This is a genomic window from Geodermatophilus bullaregiensis (assembly GCF_016907675.1).
GTDB lineage: Bacteria > Actinomycetota > Actinomycetes > Mycobacteriales > Geodermatophilaceae > Geodermatophilus > Geodermatophilus bullaregiensis.
On record NZ_JAFBCJ010000001.1, the window covers coordinates 2,050,452 to 2,067,956 of the forward strand.

At 76.2% G+C, this 17,505-nt stretch carries 22 protein-coding genes; 9 read left to right on the forward strand and 13 right to left on the reverse strand.

Translation table 11 applies throughout. The features are described from left to right. Positions 1–3 precede the first annotated feature (3 nt). Positions 4–852: a class I SAM-dependent methyltransferase gene (locus JOD57_RS09645; RefSeq protein ID WP_204691828.1), complete on the forward strand. Its 849-nt coding sequence runs from the start codon at positions 4–6 to the stop codon at positions 850–852. Between the two features lie 4 nt (positions 853–856). On the opposite strand, the gene JOD57_RS09650 is transcribed toward JOD57_RS09645, so the two are convergent. Beyond that, positions 857–1,870, reverse strand: coding sequence for a helix-turn-helix domain-containing protein (locus JOD57_RS09650; protein ID WP_204691829.1), 1,014 nt, complete (start codon positions 1,868–1,870; stop codon positions 857–859). An 82-nt stretch (positions 1,871–1,952) separates the two neighbouring features. Here JOD57_RS09650 and JOD57_RS09655 point away from each other — a divergent pair, with 82 nt between their 5' ends. Beyond that, positions 1,953–2,165 carry a hypothetical protein gene (locus tag JOD57_RS09655; RefSeq protein ID WP_204691830.1) on the forward strand — a complete coding sequence of 71 codons (213 nt, stop codon included), beginning with the start codon at positions 1,953–1,955 and terminating at the stop codon, positions 2,163–2,165. Between the two features lie 10 nt (positions 2,166–2,175). Continuing rightward, positions 2,176–2,397 carry a DUF3072 domain-containing protein gene (locus JOD57_RS09660; protein ID WP_204691831.1) on the forward strand — a complete coding sequence of 74 codons (222 nt, stop codon included), beginning with the start codon at positions 2,176–2,178 and terminating at the stop codon, positions 2,395–2,397. Positions 2,398–2,489: 92 nt separating this feature from the next. Here the strand turns inward: JOD57_RS09660 and JOD57_RS09665 are convergent, their stop codons facing one another. Together JOD57_RS09665 and JOD57_RS09670 are read right to left on the reverse strand one after the other, a co-directional pair. Beyond that, positions 2,490–3,170, reverse strand: a complete 681-nt coding sequence (locus tag JOD57_RS09665; RefSeq protein WP_204691832.1) for a winged helix-turn-helix domain-containing protein — start codon at positions 3,168–3,170, stop codon at positions 2,490–2,492. Continuing rightward, positions 3,167–4,396: a sensor histidine kinase gene (locus JOD57_RS09670; protein WP_204691833.1), complete on the reverse strand. Its 1,230-nt coding sequence runs from the start codon at positions 4,394–4,396 to the stop codon at positions 3,167–3,169. The genes JOD57_RS09665 and JOD57_RS09670 overlap by 4 nt, the downstream gene beginning before the upstream one ends. A gap of 225 nt (positions 4,397–4,621) precedes the next feature. Between JOD57_RS09670 and phoU the strand changes: the two genes are divergently transcribed. After that, complete coding sequence (phoU, locus tag JOD57_RS09675) at positions 4,622–5,281, forward strand: phosphate signaling complex protein PhoU (protein WP_204691834.1); 660 nt, start codon at positions 4,622–4,624, stop codon at positions 5,279–5,281. Between the two features lie 49 nt (positions 5,282–5,330). Here phoU and JOD57_RS09680 read toward each other — a convergent pair whose 3' ends face one another. The 5 genes from JOD57_RS09680 to mshA all read right to left on the reverse strand — a co-directional run bounded on the left by JOD57_RS09680 (position 5,331) and on the right by mshA (position 10,168). Beyond that, positions 5,331–6,095 (reverse strand): phosphoglyceromutase, encoded by a 765-nt coding sequence (locus tag JOD57_RS09680; RefSeq protein WP_204694763.1) that lies wholly within the window; start codon positions 6,093–6,095, stop codon positions 5,331–5,333. Between the two features lie 202 nt (positions 6,096–6,297). Next, entirely contained in the window at positions 6,298–6,600 is a 303-nt protein-coding gene (locus tag JOD57_RS09685; protein WP_204691835.1) for a hypothetical protein, read from the reverse strand. A gap of 42 nt (positions 6,601–6,642) precedes the next feature. Then, on the reverse strand, positions 6,643–8,238 hold the full coding sequence (locus JOD57_RS09690) for an MFS transporter (RefSeq protein ID WP_204691836.1): 1,596 nt from the start codon (positions 8,236–8,238) through the stop codon (positions 6,643–6,645). After that, positions 8,235–8,831 (reverse strand): type III secretion system chaperone family protein, encoded by a 597-nt coding sequence (locus JOD57_RS09695; RefSeq protein ID WP_307824583.1) that lies wholly within the window; start codon positions 8,829–8,831, stop codon positions 8,235–8,237. Before JOD57_RS09695 ends, JOD57_RS09690 begins: the two co-directional genes overlap by 4 nt. Continuing rightward, positions 8,828–10,168, reverse strand: coding sequence for a D-inositol-3-phosphate glycosyltransferase (gene mshA / locus JOD57_RS09700; protein WP_204691837.1), 1,341 nt, complete (start codon positions 10,166–10,168; stop codon positions 8,828–8,830). Before mshA ends, JOD57_RS09695 begins: the two co-directional genes overlap by 4 nt. 86 nt (positions 10,169–10,254) lie before the next feature. Here mshA and JOD57_RS09705 point away from each other — a divergent pair, with 86 nt between their 5' ends. Beyond that, positions 10,255–11,040, forward strand: a complete 786-nt coding sequence (locus JOD57_RS09705; RefSeq protein ID WP_204691838.1) for an SDR family oxidoreductase — start codon at positions 10,255–10,257, stop codon at positions 11,038–11,040. A 4-nt stretch (positions 11,041–11,044) separates the two neighbouring features. Continuing rightward, the gene (locus JOD57_RS09710) at positions 11,045–11,539 is read left to right on the forward strand and encodes a GNAT family N-acetyltransferase (protein WP_204691839.1); all 495 of its coding nucleotides are present in this window, start codon (positions 11,045–11,047) and stop codon (positions 11,537–11,539) included. A 15-nt stretch (positions 11,540–11,554) separates the two neighbouring features. Here the strand turns inward: JOD57_RS09710 and JOD57_RS09715 are convergent, their stop codons facing one another. Next, positions 11,555–12,556, reverse strand: a complete 1,002-nt coding sequence (locus tag JOD57_RS09715) for a UDP-N-acetylmuramate dehydrogenase (RefSeq protein WP_204691840.1) — start codon at positions 12,554–12,556, stop codon at positions 11,555–11,557. Positions 12,557–12,615: 59 nt separating this feature from the next. Between JOD57_RS09715 and JOD57_RS09720 the strand changes: the two genes are divergently transcribed. From JOD57_RS09720 to JOD57_RS09730, 3 genes are read left to right on the forward strand one after another with little or no spacing between them, the layout of a single operon-like run. Next, positions 12,616–13,473, forward strand: coding sequence for a class I SAM-dependent methyltransferase (locus JOD57_RS09720; protein WP_204691841.1), 858 nt, complete (start codon positions 12,616–12,618; stop codon positions 13,471–13,473). Next, a complete protein-coding gene (locus tag JOD57_RS09725) occupies positions 13,470–14,330 on the forward strand; it encodes a spermidine synthase (protein ID WP_204691842.1) in 861 nt (286 codons plus the stop codon). The genes JOD57_RS09720 and JOD57_RS09725 overlap by 4 nt, the downstream gene beginning before the upstream one ends. A 50-nt stretch (positions 14,331–14,380) precedes the next feature. Next, a complete protein-coding gene (locus JOD57_RS09730) occupies positions 14,381–14,581 on the forward strand; it encodes a PspC domain-containing protein (protein WP_204691843.1) in 201 nt (66 codons plus the stop codon). A 37-nt stretch (positions 14,582–14,618) separates the two neighbouring features. On the opposite strand, the gene JOD57_RS09735 is transcribed toward JOD57_RS09730, so the two are convergent. The 4 genes from JOD57_RS09735 to JOD57_RS09750 form a co-directional block, all read right to left on the reverse strand. Beyond that, positions 14,619–14,903 (reverse strand): DUF2516 family protein, encoded by a 285-nt coding sequence (locus JOD57_RS09735; RefSeq protein WP_204691844.1) that lies wholly within the window; start codon positions 14,901–14,903, stop codon positions 14,619–14,621. A 216-nt stretch (positions 14,904–15,119) separates the two neighbouring features. Next, positions 15,120–15,839, reverse strand: a complete 720-nt coding sequence (locus tag JOD57_RS09740; protein ID WP_204691845.1) for a hypothetical protein — start codon at positions 15,837–15,839, stop codon at positions 15,120–15,122. Further along, positions 15,836–16,381: a helix-turn-helix domain-containing protein gene (locus JOD57_RS09745; RefSeq protein ID WP_204691846.1), complete on the reverse strand. Its 546-nt coding sequence runs from the start codon at positions 16,379–16,381 to the stop codon at positions 15,836–15,838. Before JOD57_RS09745 ends, JOD57_RS09740 begins: the two co-directional genes overlap by 4 nt. An 87-nt stretch (positions 16,382–16,468) precedes the next feature. Then, positions 16,469–17,503 (reverse strand): asparaginase, encoded by a 1,035-nt coding sequence (locus JOD57_RS09750; protein ID WP_204691847.1) that lies wholly within the window; start codon positions 17,501–17,503, stop codon positions 16,469–16,471. Between the last annotated feature and the right edge of the window lie 2 nt (positions 17,504–17,505).

The window sequence follows — 17,505 nt, forward strand, 5'->3', positions numbered from 1 at the left end:
CGCGTGGCTGCCCCGGTGACCTGGACGACCGAGGACACCGAGGAGGTCGACTGCTGCCTGTGCGGCGTGCGCGGCCGGCTCGTGCACGACCTCGCCCCCTTCGGCGTCGTGCGGTGCCCGCGGTGCGGCCTGGTCTTCGTCAGCCCGCGGCTGCGCCCCGAGGCCCTCCAGCGGCTCTACGACGACGTCGGCTACTTCGAGGGCGGCGTGTACGGCGGCGGTGTCGACGGCGGGGACGGCACCGGCCCCGCGGCCGCCGACGGCAGGTTCGACCCCGCGATGCTGCTGCAGCGCACCTGGACGGCGGGCCGGCTCGCGCTGCTCGACCGGGTGCGCGGCCGGAGCCCGGACGGCCGGCTGCTGGAGGTCGGCGCCGGCTACGGCCTGTTCCTGGACGCGGCCCGGCGGGCCGGCTGGGAGACCAGCGGGGTGGAGCTGTCGCGCACCGGCGCGCGGCACGCCCGGGAGACGCTCGGCCTCGACGTCTTCTGCGGCCAGCTCGCCGACGCCCCGCTGCGGCCGGGCTTCGACGTCGTCTGCGCGTGGGACACCGTGGAGCACGTGCCCGACCCGCTCGACCTCTGGCGCACCGTCCGGTCGCTGGTGGCCGACGACGGCGTCGTGCTGTTCTCCACGCCCTACGTCTCGTCGCTGCCCGCGCGCCTGCTGGGCACCCGCTGGTGGACGCTCAAGCCGGCCGAGCACATCTGGCACTTCACCCCGCGCACCCACGGGGTGCTGCTGGCCCGCGCGGGGCTGGCGCTGACCCGGGTGGTGCGCAACCCGCTGGCCCCGGCCAACGCCGGGCGGCTGGACTCCCTGGTCGGCGTGGCCCGGCCGGTCCCGCTGTGACCCCTCACGCCGCCGAGCCGTCCTCGGCGGCGTCGGGCACCGCCCGCACGACCGCGCCGGTGCGGAAGGTCTGCCGGTAGGCCCGCGGCGAGACGCCGCGACGGCGGACGAACTGCTCGCGGAAGCCGGCGGCGGTGCCGAAGCCGACCAGCCGGGCGACCTCCTCGACGGAGGCGTCGCTGTCCTCGAGCAACGTCTCGGCGGCGGCCAGCCGCTGGCCGAGCAGCCAGGCGTGGGGCGTCGTGCCGGTGGTGGCCTTGAACCGGCGGGCGAAGCTGCGCGGGCTCATCAGGGCACGCCGGGCGAGCACGTCGACGCTGAGGTCGTCGGCCAGGTGGGCGCGGGCCCAGTCGAGCACGACGCCGAGGCGGTCGTCCTCGCACTCGGCGACCGGGGCGTCGATGAACTGGGCCTGCCCACCGTCGCGGTGCGGCGGGACGACCATCTCGCGGGCCAGCGCGTTGGCCGCGGCGGCGCCCCACTCGCGGCGCACCAGGTGCAGCATCGCGTCCACCCCGGCCGCCGTCCCCGCGCCGGTGACCACCTGGCCGCAGTCGACGTAGAGGACGGCGGGGTCGACCCGCACCGCCGGGAAGCGGGCCGCGAGCTCCCCGGCCCAGCGCCAGTGGGTGGTGGCCCGGCAGCCGTCGAGCAGCCCGGCCGCCGCGGCGACGAAGGCCCCGGTGCAGTGGGTGACGATCGTGGCCCCGCGGGCGTGCGCGGCGCGGACCGCCGCGATCAGCGCCGCCGTCGGCTCCGCGTCGAACACCTCCCACGCGGTGATCAGCACGATGTCGGACGCCGCCAGTCGCGCGAAGTCGTGCTCCACGGTGATGGGGATGCCGGTGTCGGTGCGCACGACCCCGGGCCGCTCGGTGACCAGCGCGAAGTCGAAGCGCGGCAGGCCCATGGCGCGGCGGTCGTAGCCGAACACCTCGGCGGCGACACCGATGCCGAAGCTGCCGACGATGCCGTCGGCGACGACGGCGCTGACGACGACGGGACGGTCCTCGTGCACGCCGACAGTGTGGCAGGAAAGACGCGAACAGTGTCAGTCCGGCCACTCGTCCGCCGGGCCGCACCGGAGCACGCTCGTCGACGTGCTGCTGATCACCTGCCCCGTGACCCGGACCGACGAGCTGGTCGCAGACCGGCGCATCCGATCGGTCACCAACCACCCGACGCACGTCGCCCTGTCGGTGGAGTGCCCCTCCTGCGGGAGCGTGCACGTGTACCGGACCGGCCGGCGCTGGGAGGAGGCCCGGGCCGTCCGCGCCGCCGCCCGACCTGCGGCCGAGCTGGCCTCCGCCTAGACTCGAACACATGAGCGAAGAGAACGTCAACACCGGCCAGCCCGGCGACCCCACCGCCGAGAAGGACCCGTCGGACTGGGTGACCGGCGACGAGCCCGCCACCGGGGCGCAGAAGAGCTACCTGAACACCCTGGCGCGCCAGGCCGGCGAGGACGTGCCGGAGGACATCACCAAGGCCGACGCGTCCCGCAAGATCGACGAGCTGCAGGAGGAGACCGGCCGGGGCAACTGACTCCCCCGGCCGGCTGCCTCCGGGGGCCGGGTGGCCCTCCTGCAGGGTCCCGCCGCGAGCCTGCGAGTGGCGGGGGGCAGGAGGGTCCTCCCTCAGGTCTCGAACTTGTAGCCCAGCCCCCGCACGGTGACCAGGTGCTTGGGGTTGGCCGGATCGGGCTCGATCTTGGCGCGCAGCCGCTTGACGTGGACGTCGAGGGTCTTGGTGTCGCCGACGTAGTCCGAGCCCCAGACCCGGTCGATGAGCTGGCCGCGGGTCAGCACCCGCCCAGCGTTGCGCAGGAGCAGCTCGAGCAGGTCGAACTCCTTGAGCGGCAGCGCGACCGGCTCGCCGTCCACGGCGACGACGTGCCGCTCGACGTCCATGCGCACCGGGCCGGCCTCCAGCGTGCCGTCGGCCGGGGCCTCGACGTCCCCCCGCCGGCGCAGGACGGCGCGGATGCGGGCGACCAGCTCCCGCGCCGAGTACGGCTTGGTGACGTAGTCGTCGGCGCCGAGCTCCAGGCCCACGACCTTGTCGACCTCGGAGTCCTTGGCCGTCAGCATGATGATCGGGACGTTGCTGCGGGAGCGCAGCGCCCGGCAGACCTCCGTGCCCGGCAGCCCGGGCAGCATCAGGTCGAGCAGCACGACGTCGGCGCCAGCGCGGTCGAACTCGGCCAGCGCGTCGGGCCCGGTGGGGGCCACGACCGCCTCGAAGCCCTCACGGCCGAGCATGTAGGACAGCGCGTCGGAGAAGGACTCCTCGTCCTCCACCACGAGCACTCGGGTCATGGGCGTCCTTCCTGGAGCTGCCCGGCGACGGCATCGGGTGCCGCACCGGGGGGTTCGGGTGGGTCGGTGTCGGGGTGGGGCGTCTCGGCCGCCAGCGGGATGCGCAGGGTGAAGGTCGAGCCGAGGCCCTCCTCGCTCCAGACGGTGACCGACCCGCCGTGGTTGCTGGCCACGTGCTTCACGATGGCCAGGCCCAGCCCGGTGCCACCGGTGCTGCTGGCCCGCGACTGGTCCACGCGGTAGAAGCGCTCGAAGACCCGCCCGCGGTCCTGGCGCGGGATGCCGATGCCGCTGTCGGTCACGGCGATCTCGGCGAAGCCCGAGCGGGCCCGCGCGCCGACGGCGATGCGGGTGTTCGCCGGGCTGTAGGCCACCGCGTTGGCCAGCAGGTTCGTCACCGCCGTCGCCAGCTGCGCCTCCACCCCGCGCACGACCAGCCCCGGCCGGCCGCCCACGGCGATGGTGATGCCCTTGGCGGCCGCGGCGAGGCCGGTGCGGTCGACCGCCTCGGCCAGGACGGTGTCGACGTCGACCGGGACGAGCTCGGGCAGCGGCTCGGCGCCCTGCAGCCGGGACAGGTCGATCAGCTCGCGGACGAGGCGGGCCAGCCGGTCGGCCTCGTGCGCCATGCGGGCGGCGAAGCGCTGCACGGTCTCCGGGTCGTCGGCGGCGCCCTGCATCGCCTCGGCCAGCAGTCCCAGCGCACCGACCGGCGTCTTGAGCTCGTGGCCGACGTTGGCCACGAAGTCGCGGCGCACGGCCTCCACCCGGCGGGCCTCGGTGACGTCCTGCAGCACCAGGGCGACCGGACCCGGGGTGGGCGCCGGCCCGCTGCCCAGCCGCACCGCGTGCACCCCGACCGTGTGCGGTCCGGTGCCGACCAGGTCCCCGGGCAGCTGCACGTCGGCGCGGCGGCTGCCGGAGGTGCGCGCCTCACGCGCCAGGCGCAGCAGCTCGGGGACCAGGAGGCGGCGGTCGCGGACGATGCCGAAGCCGCGTGCGGCGGGGTTGGCCAGCACGACGGCCTCGTCGGCGTCGAGGACGAGCACCGCGGGGTCCATCAGGTCGAGCAGGCGGCGGGCCAGCTGGGCCTCCCGGGCCACCCCGGCGTCGGGCTCGCCGACGCTGCGCTCGGGCACGGCGGTCCCGCGGCGCAGGAGCAGGACGGCGGCCGCGACGACGGCGCCGACGACGAGGCCGGTCACGAGGGCGACCAGCGGGCTCACAGGGGCGATGCTAGGCCGCGCCGCGGTCCGGTCATCCCCCGCGCGAGTGGTCACGGGGGCACCGGCGGGGACTGTTCACGTGGCCGTGCCCGCTCGTTCACCAGCGGGGGATCTGTACCGCCCGCCCACCTCCTACCCTCGAGTTCCAGACGTCGGCGCACCGGATGCAGACGGCGACCGGAGTGCGCTGCCCGCCACGCTGCGGCCGGCCACGAGGAGGACCCCGTGCGGGAGCACTACCGCGAAGAGCTCGAGGACATCAACACGTGCCTCGTGGAGATGGCCAACTCGGTGGGCTCGGCGATGAGCAAGGCGACGACCGCCCTGCTCGACGCCGACGTCGCCCTCGCCGACCTGGTCATCGCCGGGGACGAGCACGTCGACGCGGTGCGCGAGAGCCTCGAGGAACGCTGCTTCACCCTGCTGGCCCGGCAGCAGCCGGTGGCCACCGACCTGCGCACGATCACCACCGCGATGCGCATCGTCGCCGACCTCGAGCGCATGGGCGACCTCGCCGCCCACGTGGCCAAGCTGGCCCGGATGCGCTTCCCCGAGTCCGCCGTGCCCGCCGAGGTGCGGCCGATCTTCCTCGAGGCCGGCCACGTCGCGCAGAGCCTGGTCACCAAGACCGGCGCGGTGATCGCGAAGCTCGACGTGCAGGCCGCGACCGAGCTGGAGAGCGACGACGACCTCATGGACGCGCTGCACCGCCAGCTGTTCACCGAGCTGCTCAGCCCCGACTGGCCGCACGGCATGGAGTCGGCGATCGACATCACGCTGCTCGGCCGCTACTACGAGCGCTTCGCCGACCACGCCGTCAGCGTCGCCCGCCGCGTGGTCTACCTGGTCACCGGCGAGCGGCAGATGCAGGAGACCGCGGGCTGACGAGGGTGCCGGCCGGCGCGCGCCGTCGGCCGGCACGGCGCCCGGACGCCTACTTCTTGCCCTGGTTCCGGACGGCCTCGATGGCGGCCGCGGCGGCGTCGGGGTCGAGGTACTCGCCGCCGGGCTTGACCGGCCTGAGGTCGGCGTCGAGGTCGTAGCGCAGCGGGACACCGGTGGGGATGTTGAGCCCCACGACCTCGTCCTCGCCCATGCCGTCGAGGTGCTTCACCAGCGCGCGCAGGCTGTTGCCGTGGGCGGCCACCAGCACGGTCGCGCCGCTGCGCAGGTCCGGCACGATCGCGTCGTACCAGTACGGCAGCATCCGGACGACGACGTCGGCGAGGCACTCGGTGGCCGGGCGCACCTCCGGCGGCAGGAAGCCGTAGCGCGGGTCGGCGTCCTGGGAGTACTCGCTGCCGGCCTCGATCGGCGGGGGCGGGGTGCTGTACGAGCGGCGCCAGACCATGAACTGCTCCTCGCCGTACTCGGCGAGCGTGGCGGCCTTGTCCTTGCCCTGCAGCGCGCCGTAGTGCCGCTCGTTGAGCCGCCACGACCGGCGCACCGGGATCCACTGCCGGTCGGCGGCGGCCAGGGCGAGCTCGGCGGTGCTGATGGCCCGCTTGAGCAGCGACGTGTGCAGGACGTCGGGCAGCAGGTCGTGCTCGGCGAGCAGCTGCCCGCCGCGGGCGGCCTCGGTCCGGCCCTTGTCCGACAGCTCGACGTCGACCCACCCGGTGAACAGGTTGGCCTTGTTCCACTCGCTCTCGCCGTGGCGGAGCAGGACCAGGGTCCCCGGAGAGGTCACCGCAGACATCGTCACGGGCCCATCCTGCCCGACCGGCTCTGTCGAGGCACTGGACGGCCCTCCTGCAGGGACCCGCCCGGAGCCGGGTGAGGTGCTGGAACGGCCGCCCCCAGAGTCCCGCGCCGAGCGTGCGAGGTGTGGGGAGGAGCGCGGCCTCCCTGCAGGGGCCCGCCGCGAGCCTGCGAGTGGCGGGGGCAGGGAGGTCCTTCGATCAGGCGGTCACCAGCGGCCAGAGCACCCACGCCTCGTAGAGCACCGGCGGCGCGAGGCCGGCCAGCAGCCACGGGCTGCGCACCCGGCGCGCCGCGCCCCAGCGCACCGCGGCCACCAGCGCCACGCAGCAGGTGACGGCGACGACCAGCCACAGCGCGGTCGCCGCGACGTCGACGACGAACAGCTGGACGAACACCAGCTGCACCGCGCACAGCAGCAGCGGGTAGACCAGGCCGGAGGCGGCCACCACGCCGATCAGCGCGCGGCCCAGGCGCTCCTGCGCGGCGGGACGGTCCTGCACGGGCCCCACGCTAGGGCCCGGCCCGGTCCCCCGCCCCACCGTTCACGACGGCGCCGGGCGGTCCGGCCGGCGTCGTCCCGGCAGCCAGACCAGCACGACGACCGCGGCGACCGCCGAGGCGGCGGCCGTCCCGACGGCGGTGACGTGCATGGCGGAGACGAACGCCTCGCGCGCCGGCTCGACCAGCGCCTCGGCCGCCGCGGCCGTCTCCTCGTCACCGGCCGCGCGGGCCTGCGCCGCGGTGACCCGCGCGCTCTCCAGCGTGGCCGCGATGGAGGTGCTCGCCTCGGCGCGCAGCGGCGCCGGCAGCACGTCGACGGCCCGGCCGACCGCCGAGGCGTAGGCGGTGGCGAGCAGCGAGCCGAGGATGGCCACGCCGAGGGCGCCGCCGACCTGGCGGACGGTGTTGTTCACCGCGGCGCCCGCTCCGGCCTTCTCCCGCGGCACCACCGACATGATCGACTCGGTGGCCGGTGCCATGACCGCGCCCATGCCCACGCCCTGCACGCTCAGCGTGGTGAGCAGCAGCCACAGCGGGGCGTCCTGGTCGAGCAGCTGGAACCCCAGGAAGGACAGCGTGATCAGCACGAACCCACCGGCGCAGACGGCCTTGGCGCCGTACCGCTCGGCCAGCCGCGAGCTGCGCGGCGCCATGAGCGCCATCCCCAGCGCCACCGGGATGAGCGCGGCACCGGACTGCAGCGGGTCGTAGCCCCGGGCGCCCTGCAGGTAGTAGACGAGGTAGAAGGTCGCGCCCATCAGGGCGAAGAAGTTCAGCCCCAGCGCCGCGGCCGCCGCCGAGAACGCCGGGAGGCGGAACAGCGAGACGTCGAGCGCCGGGTGCGCCGAGCGGCGCTGCAGCCAGACGAACAGCGCCATGAGCACCGCCCCGCCCAGCAGCGGCACCAGCACGCCCGGCGTCGCCCAGCCCACCCCCGAGCCGCCGTGGATGATCCCGTAGACCAGGCCGGCCAGGGCGGCGATGGACAGCAGCACGCCGGGGACGTCGAGGCGGCCGGGGTCGGGGTCGCGCGACTCCGGCACGAACGCCAGCGTGCCCACGACGCCGACGACGGCCACCGGGACGCCGATCAGGAAGATGCCGCCCCACCAGGAGTGGGTGAGCACCAGGCCGCTGGCCAGCGGTCCGCCGGCGACCGCGAGCCCCGCGGTGGCCGCCCAGATGCCGATGGCGCGACCCCGCTCGGCCGCCGGGAAGACGTTGGTGATGACGGCGAGCGTCGTCGGCTGCACGGCCGCGCCGCCCACACCCATGACCGCCCGCCAGGCGATGAGCTCCAGCGGGCTGCCGGAGAACGCGGCGAGCACCGACCCCGCGGCGAAGACGCTCAGCCCGATGAGCAGCACCTTCCGGCGGCCGATCCGGTCGCCGATGACGCCCCAGGAGAACAGCAGCCCCGCGAAGACGACGATGTAGGCGTCCACGGCCCACTGCAGCTCGCCCTGGGTGGCGCCGAGCTCGCGCTGCAGCGTGGGGATGGCCACGTTGAGCGTCGTGTTGCCCATGATCACCACGAGCAGGCAGACGGTCATGGTGGCCAGCACCCACCACCGCCGGGCGTGGCCGGGGCGCTCGTCGGCACCGACGGCCGCGTGGTCCCGCTCGGTCGCGGTCACGCCCCGCCGTCCGGGCCGTCCCCTCCCCCGGCCGGTGCGCCGCCGCCGTCGCCGTCGTCCCGGCGGGAGCCGGCCTGGGCGAAGGCGGCGAAGGCCTCGAGGTTGCGCAGCGACTCCCCGCGCTTGACCCGCCACTCCCACTCCCGGCGGATCGAGGTGCCGAAGCCGATCTCGAGCATCGTGTTGAAGTGGTCGTCGGCGTAGCTGAGGACGGCGCCCAGCAGCCGGTCGAGCTCCTCGGGCGTCACCGCGGCGTGCGGGAGGCGGCCGGTCAGGTACACGTCGCCGACCCGGTCGACGGAGTAGGCGACGCCGTACATGCGGGCGTTGTGCTGCAGCAGGTAGGTCCACAGCTGCTCGCGGTTCTCGTCGGGCTGGCGGCAGACGAAGGCCTCCATCCGCAGCGCGTGCTCGCCGACGATCAGCCCGCACACCGTCTTGAGCTTCTTGGTGCCGGGCAGGTCGACCAGCCACCGGCCGGGCGCCGGGTGCTCGTGCACCAGCTCGCTGTCGCGCAGCGTGCGGTCGATGACCGCGTCCAGCGAGGCGACGACGTCGGCCCGGGCGGGCCGCTCCGCGCCGTCCGGGCTCACCAGGCCACCTGCGTCCCGGGCACCGGCCACAGCGTGCCCGGGACCCACTGACGGCGGGCCGCGGCAGCCGCCGCGGCGGCCATCTCGGTGACCGCCGACGCGTAGGCCGCGACCAGGGCGTCGGCGGTGCGCTCCCAGGAGAAGTCGCTCGCGTGCCGGCGGGCACCGGCGGCCAGCAGGGGCCGGCGGGCCAGCACCGAGCGGATGGCCGCGGCGTAGGCGGCCGGGTCGCGGCCGTCGACCAGCACTCCGGAGACCCCGTCGCGCACGGCGGTCAGCAGCCCGCCCACCGCGGCGGCGACCACCGGCGTGCCGCAGGCCTGCGCCTCGAGCGCGACCAGGCCGAAGGACTCGTTGTGGCTCGGGACGACGGCCACGTCGGCGGCCCGGTAGTGCAGGGCCAGCCGGTCGGGGGCCTGCGGGGGCAGGAAGCGCACGCGGTCGGCGAGGCCGAGGCGCGCGGCCAGCTCCTCCAGCCGGCGCGGTGCCTCCAGGCCCGACCCGCTCGGCGCGCCGACCACGTGGACCTGCAGCCGGTCGCGCAGGCCGGGGTCGTCGGCGAGCATGCGGGCGGCCGCCTCGAGCAGCAGGTCGGGCGCCTTGAGCGGCTGGATGCGGCCGACGAAGGTCAGGACCACGGCGTCGGCGGGCACGCCCAGCACGCGACGGGCGGCGGCGCGGTCGCCGGGACGGAAGCGGTCGAGGTCCACGCCCGGGGGGACGACGAGGGTGCGCCGCGGGTCGGCCCCGTAGTGCTCGACGAGCTGGCGGGCCTCCTCCTCGGTGTTGGCGACCAGCCGGTCGGCCTCGGCGACCACCTGCTCCTCGCCGATGACGCGGGCGCGCGGCTCGGGCCGGTCGCCGGCGGCCAGCGCGGCGTTCTTCACCTTGGCAAGGGTGTGCGCGGTGTGGATGAGCGGGACGCTCCACCGGTCCCGTGCCAGCCAGCCGACCTGCCCGGACAGCCAGTAGTGCGAGTGGACGACGTCGTAGTGCCCGGGCTCGTGCTGGGCCTCCTCGCGCAGGACACCGGCGGTGAAGGCGCACAGCTGGGCCGGCAGCTCCTCCTTGCCCAGGCCCTCGAAGGGGCCGGCGCTGACGTGCCGCACGGTGACGCCCGGGCTCATCTCGACCACCGGCGGCAGGTCGCTGGAGGTGGCCCGGGTGAAGACGTCGACGGCGATGCCCCGGGCGGCCAGCCGGCGGGAGACCTCGACGATGTAGACGTTCATGCCCCCGGCGTCGCCGGCCCCGGGCTGGTCGAGCGGGCTGGTGTGCACCGAGACCGTGGCGACCCGCCGGGGCGTGCGGGGGTGCAGGAGGCGGCGAGCGGGCACTCCGACCTCCCGCCTCGGGCGCGTCCCCGGGCGCCGGGCGGCACCCCTGTCGACTCCCCAGTCTGCAACAGCGCCAGGATGGCCACATGCCCGGTCCTGCCGACGCCGCCCCGCCCCCTGCCCGACCACTCCCCGGTACCGGCCGCACCGCCGTCGTCACCGGCGCCTCCAGTGGCATCGGCGCGGCGACCGCGCGGCGCCTGGCGGCGGAGGGCTTCGACGTCGTCCTGGGCGCGCGGCGCATGGACCGGCTGACGGAGCTGGCCACGGAGATCGGCGCCAGGGCGCTGCCGCTCGACATCACCGACCCGGACTCGGTGGCCGCGTTCGCCGGCGCCCTCGACGGGGTCGACGTGCTGGTCAACAACGCCGGCGGCGCCTTCGACGCCAACCCGGTGGCCGAGGCCGACCTGGACTCCTGGGCGCGCACGTACGAGGTCAACGTGCTGGGCACCGTCCGGCTGACCAAGGCGCTGCTGCCCGCGCTCATCGCCTCGGGCGCCGGCGACCTGCTCTTCGTGGGCTCGACGGCGGGCCTGGTCAGCTACGAGGGCGGCGCGTCGTACACGGCGGCCAAGCACGGCGTGCACACGCTCGCCGGGACGCTGCGGCTGGAGCTGTTCGACCAGCCGGTGCGGGTCGTCGAGATCGCGCCGGGGATGGTGCGGACCGAGGAGTTCACCCTCAACCGGGTCCGTGACCGGGAGCGGGCCGAGGCCGTCTACCGCGGGGTGCGCGAGCCGCTGGTGGCCGAGGACGTCGCCGACTGCATCGCCTGGGCGCTCACCCGCCCGCACCACGTCAACGTCGACCTGCTGGTGGTCCGCCCGCGCGCCCAGGCCGCCCAGCACAAGGTGCACCGGGAGGGCTGAGCCGGTGCACATCCGCGAGGCGACCGACGAGGACTGGCCGGCGGTCCACCCGTTCTTCCGGGCGGTGGTCGACGCCGGCCGCACGTACGCCTACCCGGCGGGGCTGTCGCTGGAGGACGCCCGGCCGCTGTGGATGGAGCGGCCGCCCGGCCGGACGGTCGTCGCCGTCGACGGGGACGGGGTGGTCGGCAGTGCGAAGATGGGACCCAACCGGCCGGGACGCGGGTCGCACGTCGCGACGGCGAGCTTCCTCGTCGACCCGGCCGCGCAGGGGCGCGGGGTGGGCCGGGCGCTGGGCGAGCACGTCGTCGCCTGGGCGAGGGGCGCCGGCTACCGCGGCATCCAGTTCAACGCCGTCGTCGAGACCAACACCCCCGCCGTCGCGCTGTGGCGGTCGCTCGGGTTCGAGGTGGTGGGCACCGTGCCGGGGGCCTTCGACCACCCCGAGCACGGCTACGTCGGCCTGCACGTGATGTTCCTGGACCTCACCCGCCCCTGAGCCCGGCCCAGGCGGCTACAGCCGGGTCGGCTCCGGGACCAGCGTGACGCCGAAGCGCTCGCGGACGGCGGCGATGACGCGCTCGGCGAAGGCCATCAGCTCGGCCGCGGTCGCCCCGGGCTCGGTGGTCAGCGCCAGGCTGTGCCGCGACGACGTCCCGACCCGCCCGTCGCGGGTGCCGCGGCCGAAGCCGGCCGACTGCACCAGCCAGGCGGCGCTGAGCTTGACCTGCCCGTCCCCGGCCGGCCAGCTCGGGCAGCCGGGCACCGCCTGCCCGGCCGGCACCACGGGGTTGGTGAAGAACGACCCGGCGCTGCGGGTGTCGGGGTCGGCCGGGTCGACCACCATCCCCTTGCCGCGACGCAGGTCGAGCACGGCGGTGCGGACGTCGGCCAGCGGCGCCCGCCCGCCCAGGTCCACGCCCAGCCGCTTGGCGAGCTCGGCGTAGCCGACCGGCCGGGACAGCGGCCCGGGGTCGAGCGTGAAGTCCACGGTGAGGACGACGAAGCGGCCGGGCTCGCGCTTGAGCCGGCTGTCGCGGTAGCCGAAGGCGCACTCGTCCGGGGTCAGCGTCCGCTCGGTCTTCTCGGCGCGGTCGTAGACGCGCACCGCGGTGATCGTCTGGGCGACCTCCTGGCCGTAGGCGCCGACGTTCTGCACCGGTGTCGCGCCGGTCGAGCCGGGGATGCCCGAGAGGGCCTCCATCCCGGCCAGCTCCTCCTCGACGGTCCGCGCGACCAGGTCGTCCCAGTCCTCGCCGGCCTCCACCCGGAGCGTGTCGCCGTGCCGCGCGACACCCCGGCTGCGGACCGCGACGACGTCGCCGTCCCACCCGTCGTCGGGCGCCACCAGGTTGGAGCCGCCGCCGAGCACGAGCAGCGGCCGGCCGGCCTCGTCGGCCTCCCGCACGGCGGCGACCAGCTCGTCGGCGTCGGCGACCTCGACCAGCCGGTCGACGGGGCCACCGACCCCCAGGGTGGTGAGGTCGGCGAGACGGGCGTCTGAGCGGACGAGCACCGCCCCACGGTAGCCGCGGCTCGCCGACCGGCTCCGGGGGCGGACTACCCTCGGCGCCGGTGAGCGAGGGGGGCAGCGAGCACAAGCGCCGGGCGAGCCTCGCTCCCCGGCGGGCGAGCCCCCGGCTGGCCGCGGGACGGGCGCGGGCCCTGGGCCTGCCGACGCGGGGGACGACGAACGCGAACCGGCTGCGCCGCGTGGACCGCTGGATCCAGGCCACCCAGGTGCCGCGGATCCGGGACGCCGCCCGGCCGCTGGTGGTCGACCTCGGCTACGGCTCCTCGGCGGTGACCACGCTGGAGCTGGCCGAGCGGCTGAGCCCGGAGGTGCCCGGCCTCGAGGTGGTCGGCCTGGAGATCGACCCCGCCCGGGTGGCCGCCGTCGCCGACGACCGCGACCCGCCGCGCGTCGACTTCCGCGTCGGCGGCTTCGAGCTGGCCGGGCTGCAGCCGGTGCTGGTCCGGGCCTTCAACGTGCTGCGCCAGTACGACGAGGCCTCGGCGGCGCAGGCGTGGGAGACCATGTGCGCCGCGCTGGGTCCCGGCGGGCTGCTGGTGGAGGGCACCTGCGACGAGTGGGGACGGCGGGCGACGTGGGTGGCGCTGGACGCCGACGGGCCGCTCACGCTCACCCTCGCCGCGCGCGTCGCCGACCTCGACCGCCCCTCGGACCTCGCCGAGCGGCTGCCCAAGGCGCTGATCCACCACAACGTCCCGGGCCGGCCGGTGCACGGCTTCCTCCGCGCCCTCGACGCGGCGTGGGCCGCCGCGGCGGGCCTGTCCACCTTCGGCCCCCGCCAGCGGTGGGCGGCGGCGGTGCAGGCGCTGGCCGACGAGGGCTGGCCGCTGGTCGGCTCCACCCGGCGCTGGAGGCACGGGGAGCTGACCGTCCGCTGGTCGGCGGTGGCGCCCGCGTGAGGCGCTCCGACCGCTCCTCCGTCGTCCCGCCCGGTCCCACCGCGGTCGACGGCGGCACCGCCGAGCTCCTGGGCGACGCCGACCGCGACGGCTCCTGGGTGCTGGTGGTCGACGGCACGCCGCAGTCGCACGTCGACCTCGACGACCCCGCGCACCTGGAGTTCGAGTACGTGCGGCGGATGGGCCACGTGCTGGACCTGGCCGCACCGGGGGGTGAGCCGGTGGACGCCGTCCACCTCGGCGGGGGTGCGCTGACGCTGGCCCGCTACCTGGCGGTGACCCGGCCGGGCTCGCGGCAGCGGGTGGTGGAGCTCGACGAGCGGCTCACCGACCTGGTCCGCGCGCACCTGCCGCTGCCCCGCGGCGCGCGGGTGCGGGTGCGGGCCGCCGACGCCCGCGCCGGGCTGGCGGCGCTGCCCCCGCGCAGCGCCGACGTCGTCGTCAGCGACGTCTTCGCCGGCGCCCGGACGCCGGCGCACCTGACCACGGTCGAGTACGCCGCCGAGGCGCGGCGGGTGCTGCGGCCGGACGGCGTGCTCGCCGCCAACGTGGCCGACGGCCCGCCGCTGCGGTTCGCGCGCAGCCAGGTGGCCACGCTGCGCGCGGTGTTCCGGCACGTCTGCGTGCTGGCCGAGCCGGGCACGCTGCGCGGTCGCCGCTTCGGCAACCTGGTGGCGGTCGCCTCCGAGGCGCCCCTGCCCGTCGAGGGGCTGACCCGGCGCTGCGCCGGTGACCCGATGCCGGCGCGGGTGGTGGCCGGGGACGACCTGGACCGGTTCGCGGGGACGGCGCAGCCGGTGCACGACGCGGAGGCCACCCCCTCACCCGAGCCGCCTCCGGGTGTGTTCAGCCGGTGACCAGGGTCTTCCCCGATGCCCGGGTCCGCGGCCGCGCCTAGGGTCGGGACATGACCTACCCCGCGCCGCGCCGGCTGGCCCGCGACACCCACCACAAGATGATCGCCGGGGTCTGCGCCGGCATCGCCCGCCGCTACGGGCTGTCGACCAGCGGGCTGCGGCTGGCCTTCGTCGTGTCCTGCGTCCTGCCGGGACCGCAGTTCATCGCCTACCTGGTGCTGTGGGTCGTCATGCCCCGCGACGACCGCTAGCGGGGCCCCTCCGTGGCCGGGCGCCGCCGGCCACGGGTCACCAGCTGGTGTTGCCCCGCTGGACCCCGCGCACGGCGGGGCGCACGTCGACGAGGTAGACGACCGCCGCGATGACCGCGGGCAGGCCGAGGAAGCTCATCGGCGTCTGGAAGTAGATGACGACCGCGGCCAGGGCCGTGATCGCCGCCCAGGCCGGCTTGGTCAGCTTGCCGGCGGCGACGTAGCCGGCGGCCGGGCGGACGACGGCGTCGACGAAGGCCCAGAGGGCCAGCGCCAGCGCGAGCCCGTACAGGCCGAGGAGCAGGACTCCGTCGAACGACATGCCCAGAGGGTACCCGCCGGGTGTGTCCCGGCGACCCCTCCGACGGGGGATCCCCCAGGACGGCACAGGGCCCCGGAGCGCAGGCGCAGCTCCGGGGCCCTGGTCCTGTGGCCCCTCCGGGGCACGTACGGCCCCGAGCGGGTGAGGTGAGGGAACGGCCCCCTCGCAGGGGCCCGCGCCGAGCGGAGCGAGGCGTGGGGGCGAGGGGGTCCTTCCTCAGTCGGTGCTCTTGGCGGCGCGGGCGCGGCTCACGCGCGCCGAGGTGCCCTTGGCGCCGGCCTTCGCGGCCGAGGTGGTGCGCTTGGCCGGCTTGCGGGCGGCCTTGGCGGTGGCCTCCTCGACGGTCTCGGCCGTCTCCTCGATCGCGGCCTTGGCGGAGTCGGCGGCCTCGTCGACGACGGCCTCGGCCTTGGCGGCGGCCTTGGCGGTCTTCGAGGCGGCCTTCTGGACCAGCGAGGTGACCTCGTCGGAGGCCTCGGTCACGGCCTCGGCGGTCTCCTCGATGACCTCCTCGACGGCGCCCTCGACGCGGTCGACGACCTGCTCGGCCTGACCGGCGAACCGGCGGAAGGCCGGCTGGCGGCGCAGCTCCTGGAGGACGTCGGCGCCGCGGTCGGCCAGCGCCTCGACGGTGCTGAGGGCCTGGGTGCGGGCCGTCTCGAGCAGCTCGGCGACCGTGTTGGCGACCGTGTCGGGGCGGACGGCGACGGCCAGCTGACGGGCGCGGCCGGCGGCCAGCTCGGCGCGGGTGCGGGCCTCCTTGGCGGCCAGGTCGACCTGGACCTGGGCCTCGCCGGGGAGGGCCTCGGCGCGCGAGCGGAGCGTGGCGAGCGCGGTGCGGGCCTGCTCGACGGCGAGGTCACCGGCGCCGACGGCGGCCAGCAGCGGGGTGCGGCCGCGCTCGGCGACCTGCTTGAGGGTGTCGTTGGTGCTCATGCTGACTCCTTGGAGGGGTTCGGGGCCGGAGGGGTCCCGGGGGTCCGGTCGTGGGTGGTCGCGGGGGGCCGCGGTACCGCGCCGTCGGGCGCGGTCGCGGCGTGCTCGCGGACGTAGGTCTCGTAGAGCTCCAGCAGCACGGCCTTGTGCCGCTCGGAGAGCTGGTCGTCGGACCGGATCGCCGCGACGGTGTCGGGGTTGCCGGCCCGCCGGTCGAGGATCCCCGCTTGCTCGTAGAGCGTCTCGGCCGAGATCTGCAGGCCCTTGGCGATGGCGGCGAGGATCTCCGCCGACGGCTTGCGCAGGCCCCGCTCCACCTGGGACAGGTAGGGGTTGCTCACCCCGGCGGTGCGGGCCAGCTCGCGCAGGGACACCCGGGCGGCGCTGCGCTGCTCCCGGATGTACTCCCCCACCTGCGAGCGCACCGACGAGACCTGCTGGGCCTCGGCCGCGACGGTCTCCGCCACGCTGCCGGCGAGCTGGTCCACCTTGTCGCGGACCGACCTCACCTGGCCGGTGACGAACTCGCCAGGGGTCTGCACGACTCGACGTTAACCAGCAGTGCTAGCTGTTGCAAGCGCAGTGGCCGGCAGCTGCCCGTGAGTCCCCTCACACCCGCGTGTCGCTGCTCAGCCGAGGAGGACCGCGGCCGGGCGGACCTCCCCGACCACGCCGTCCCCTCCGGTCACCGGGGTGACCGTCCAGCGCGCCAGCGCCCCGGCGTCCACCCCGAGCAGGCGCAGGCCGGCCGCGAGCACGGGGGCCCGCCCGCGGTCGCCGCCGTCGTCGAGCTTGAGGGCGACCGCGCCGCGGCCGGGCAGGGCGGCGACGTGCACGCCGTCGGCACCGCCCTTGACCAGCAGGCCGGGGACGGCGGTCATGAGGTCGGTGTCCTCCCGGCCGGTGCCGGCCACGTACCAGGGGTGCGCCCGCATCGCGTCGGCCACCGCCCGCTCCGGGCTCCCCGCCGGCGCGGCCACCAGCGAGCCGGCGCCGCGGGCGAGCCCGGTCAGCGACAGCCCGTGCTGCGGCGCACCGCACCCGTCGACGACGACGGCGGCGACCGGCTCACCGGCCGCCGCGGCCAGCCGGGCCTCGATCGCCTGCTGCAGCGGGTGGTCCCGCGAGAGGTAGCCCCGCGGGGGCCAGCCGGCCGCCACGCACGCGGCCAGCATGGCGGCGTGCTTGCCGGAGCAGTTCATGGCCAGCCGCTCCGGCTCGCGGCCGGCGACCAGCCAGGCGGCGCGGGTGGGCTCGTGGCCGGGCAGCGCCGGTGGGCAGCCGAGAGCCTCGGGGCCCAGCCCGGCGGCGGCCAGCACGGCCGCGGCGAGGTCGCGGTGGCCGTCCTCGCCGGCGTGCGAGCCGGCGGCGACGGCCAGCTCCTCGCCGCGGCGGGGTCGCCAGCCGGCGGCCAGGTAGGTGGTGGCCTGCACGGGCTTGTTCGCCGAACGCGGCAGCACCGGCCGCCCGACGTCACCGGCCGACCAGCGCACCTCCCCGTCGGGACCGACGACGACGAGCGCCCCGCGGTGCACCGACTCGAGGAACCCCGAACGCCAGACCTCGGCGAGGACGGGAGCGTCCGGCCAGGGTGACGTACTGGAACGGCCACTCCCCAGGGTCCCGCGCCGAGCCTGCGAGGCGTGGGGAGGAGAGTGGTCCATCC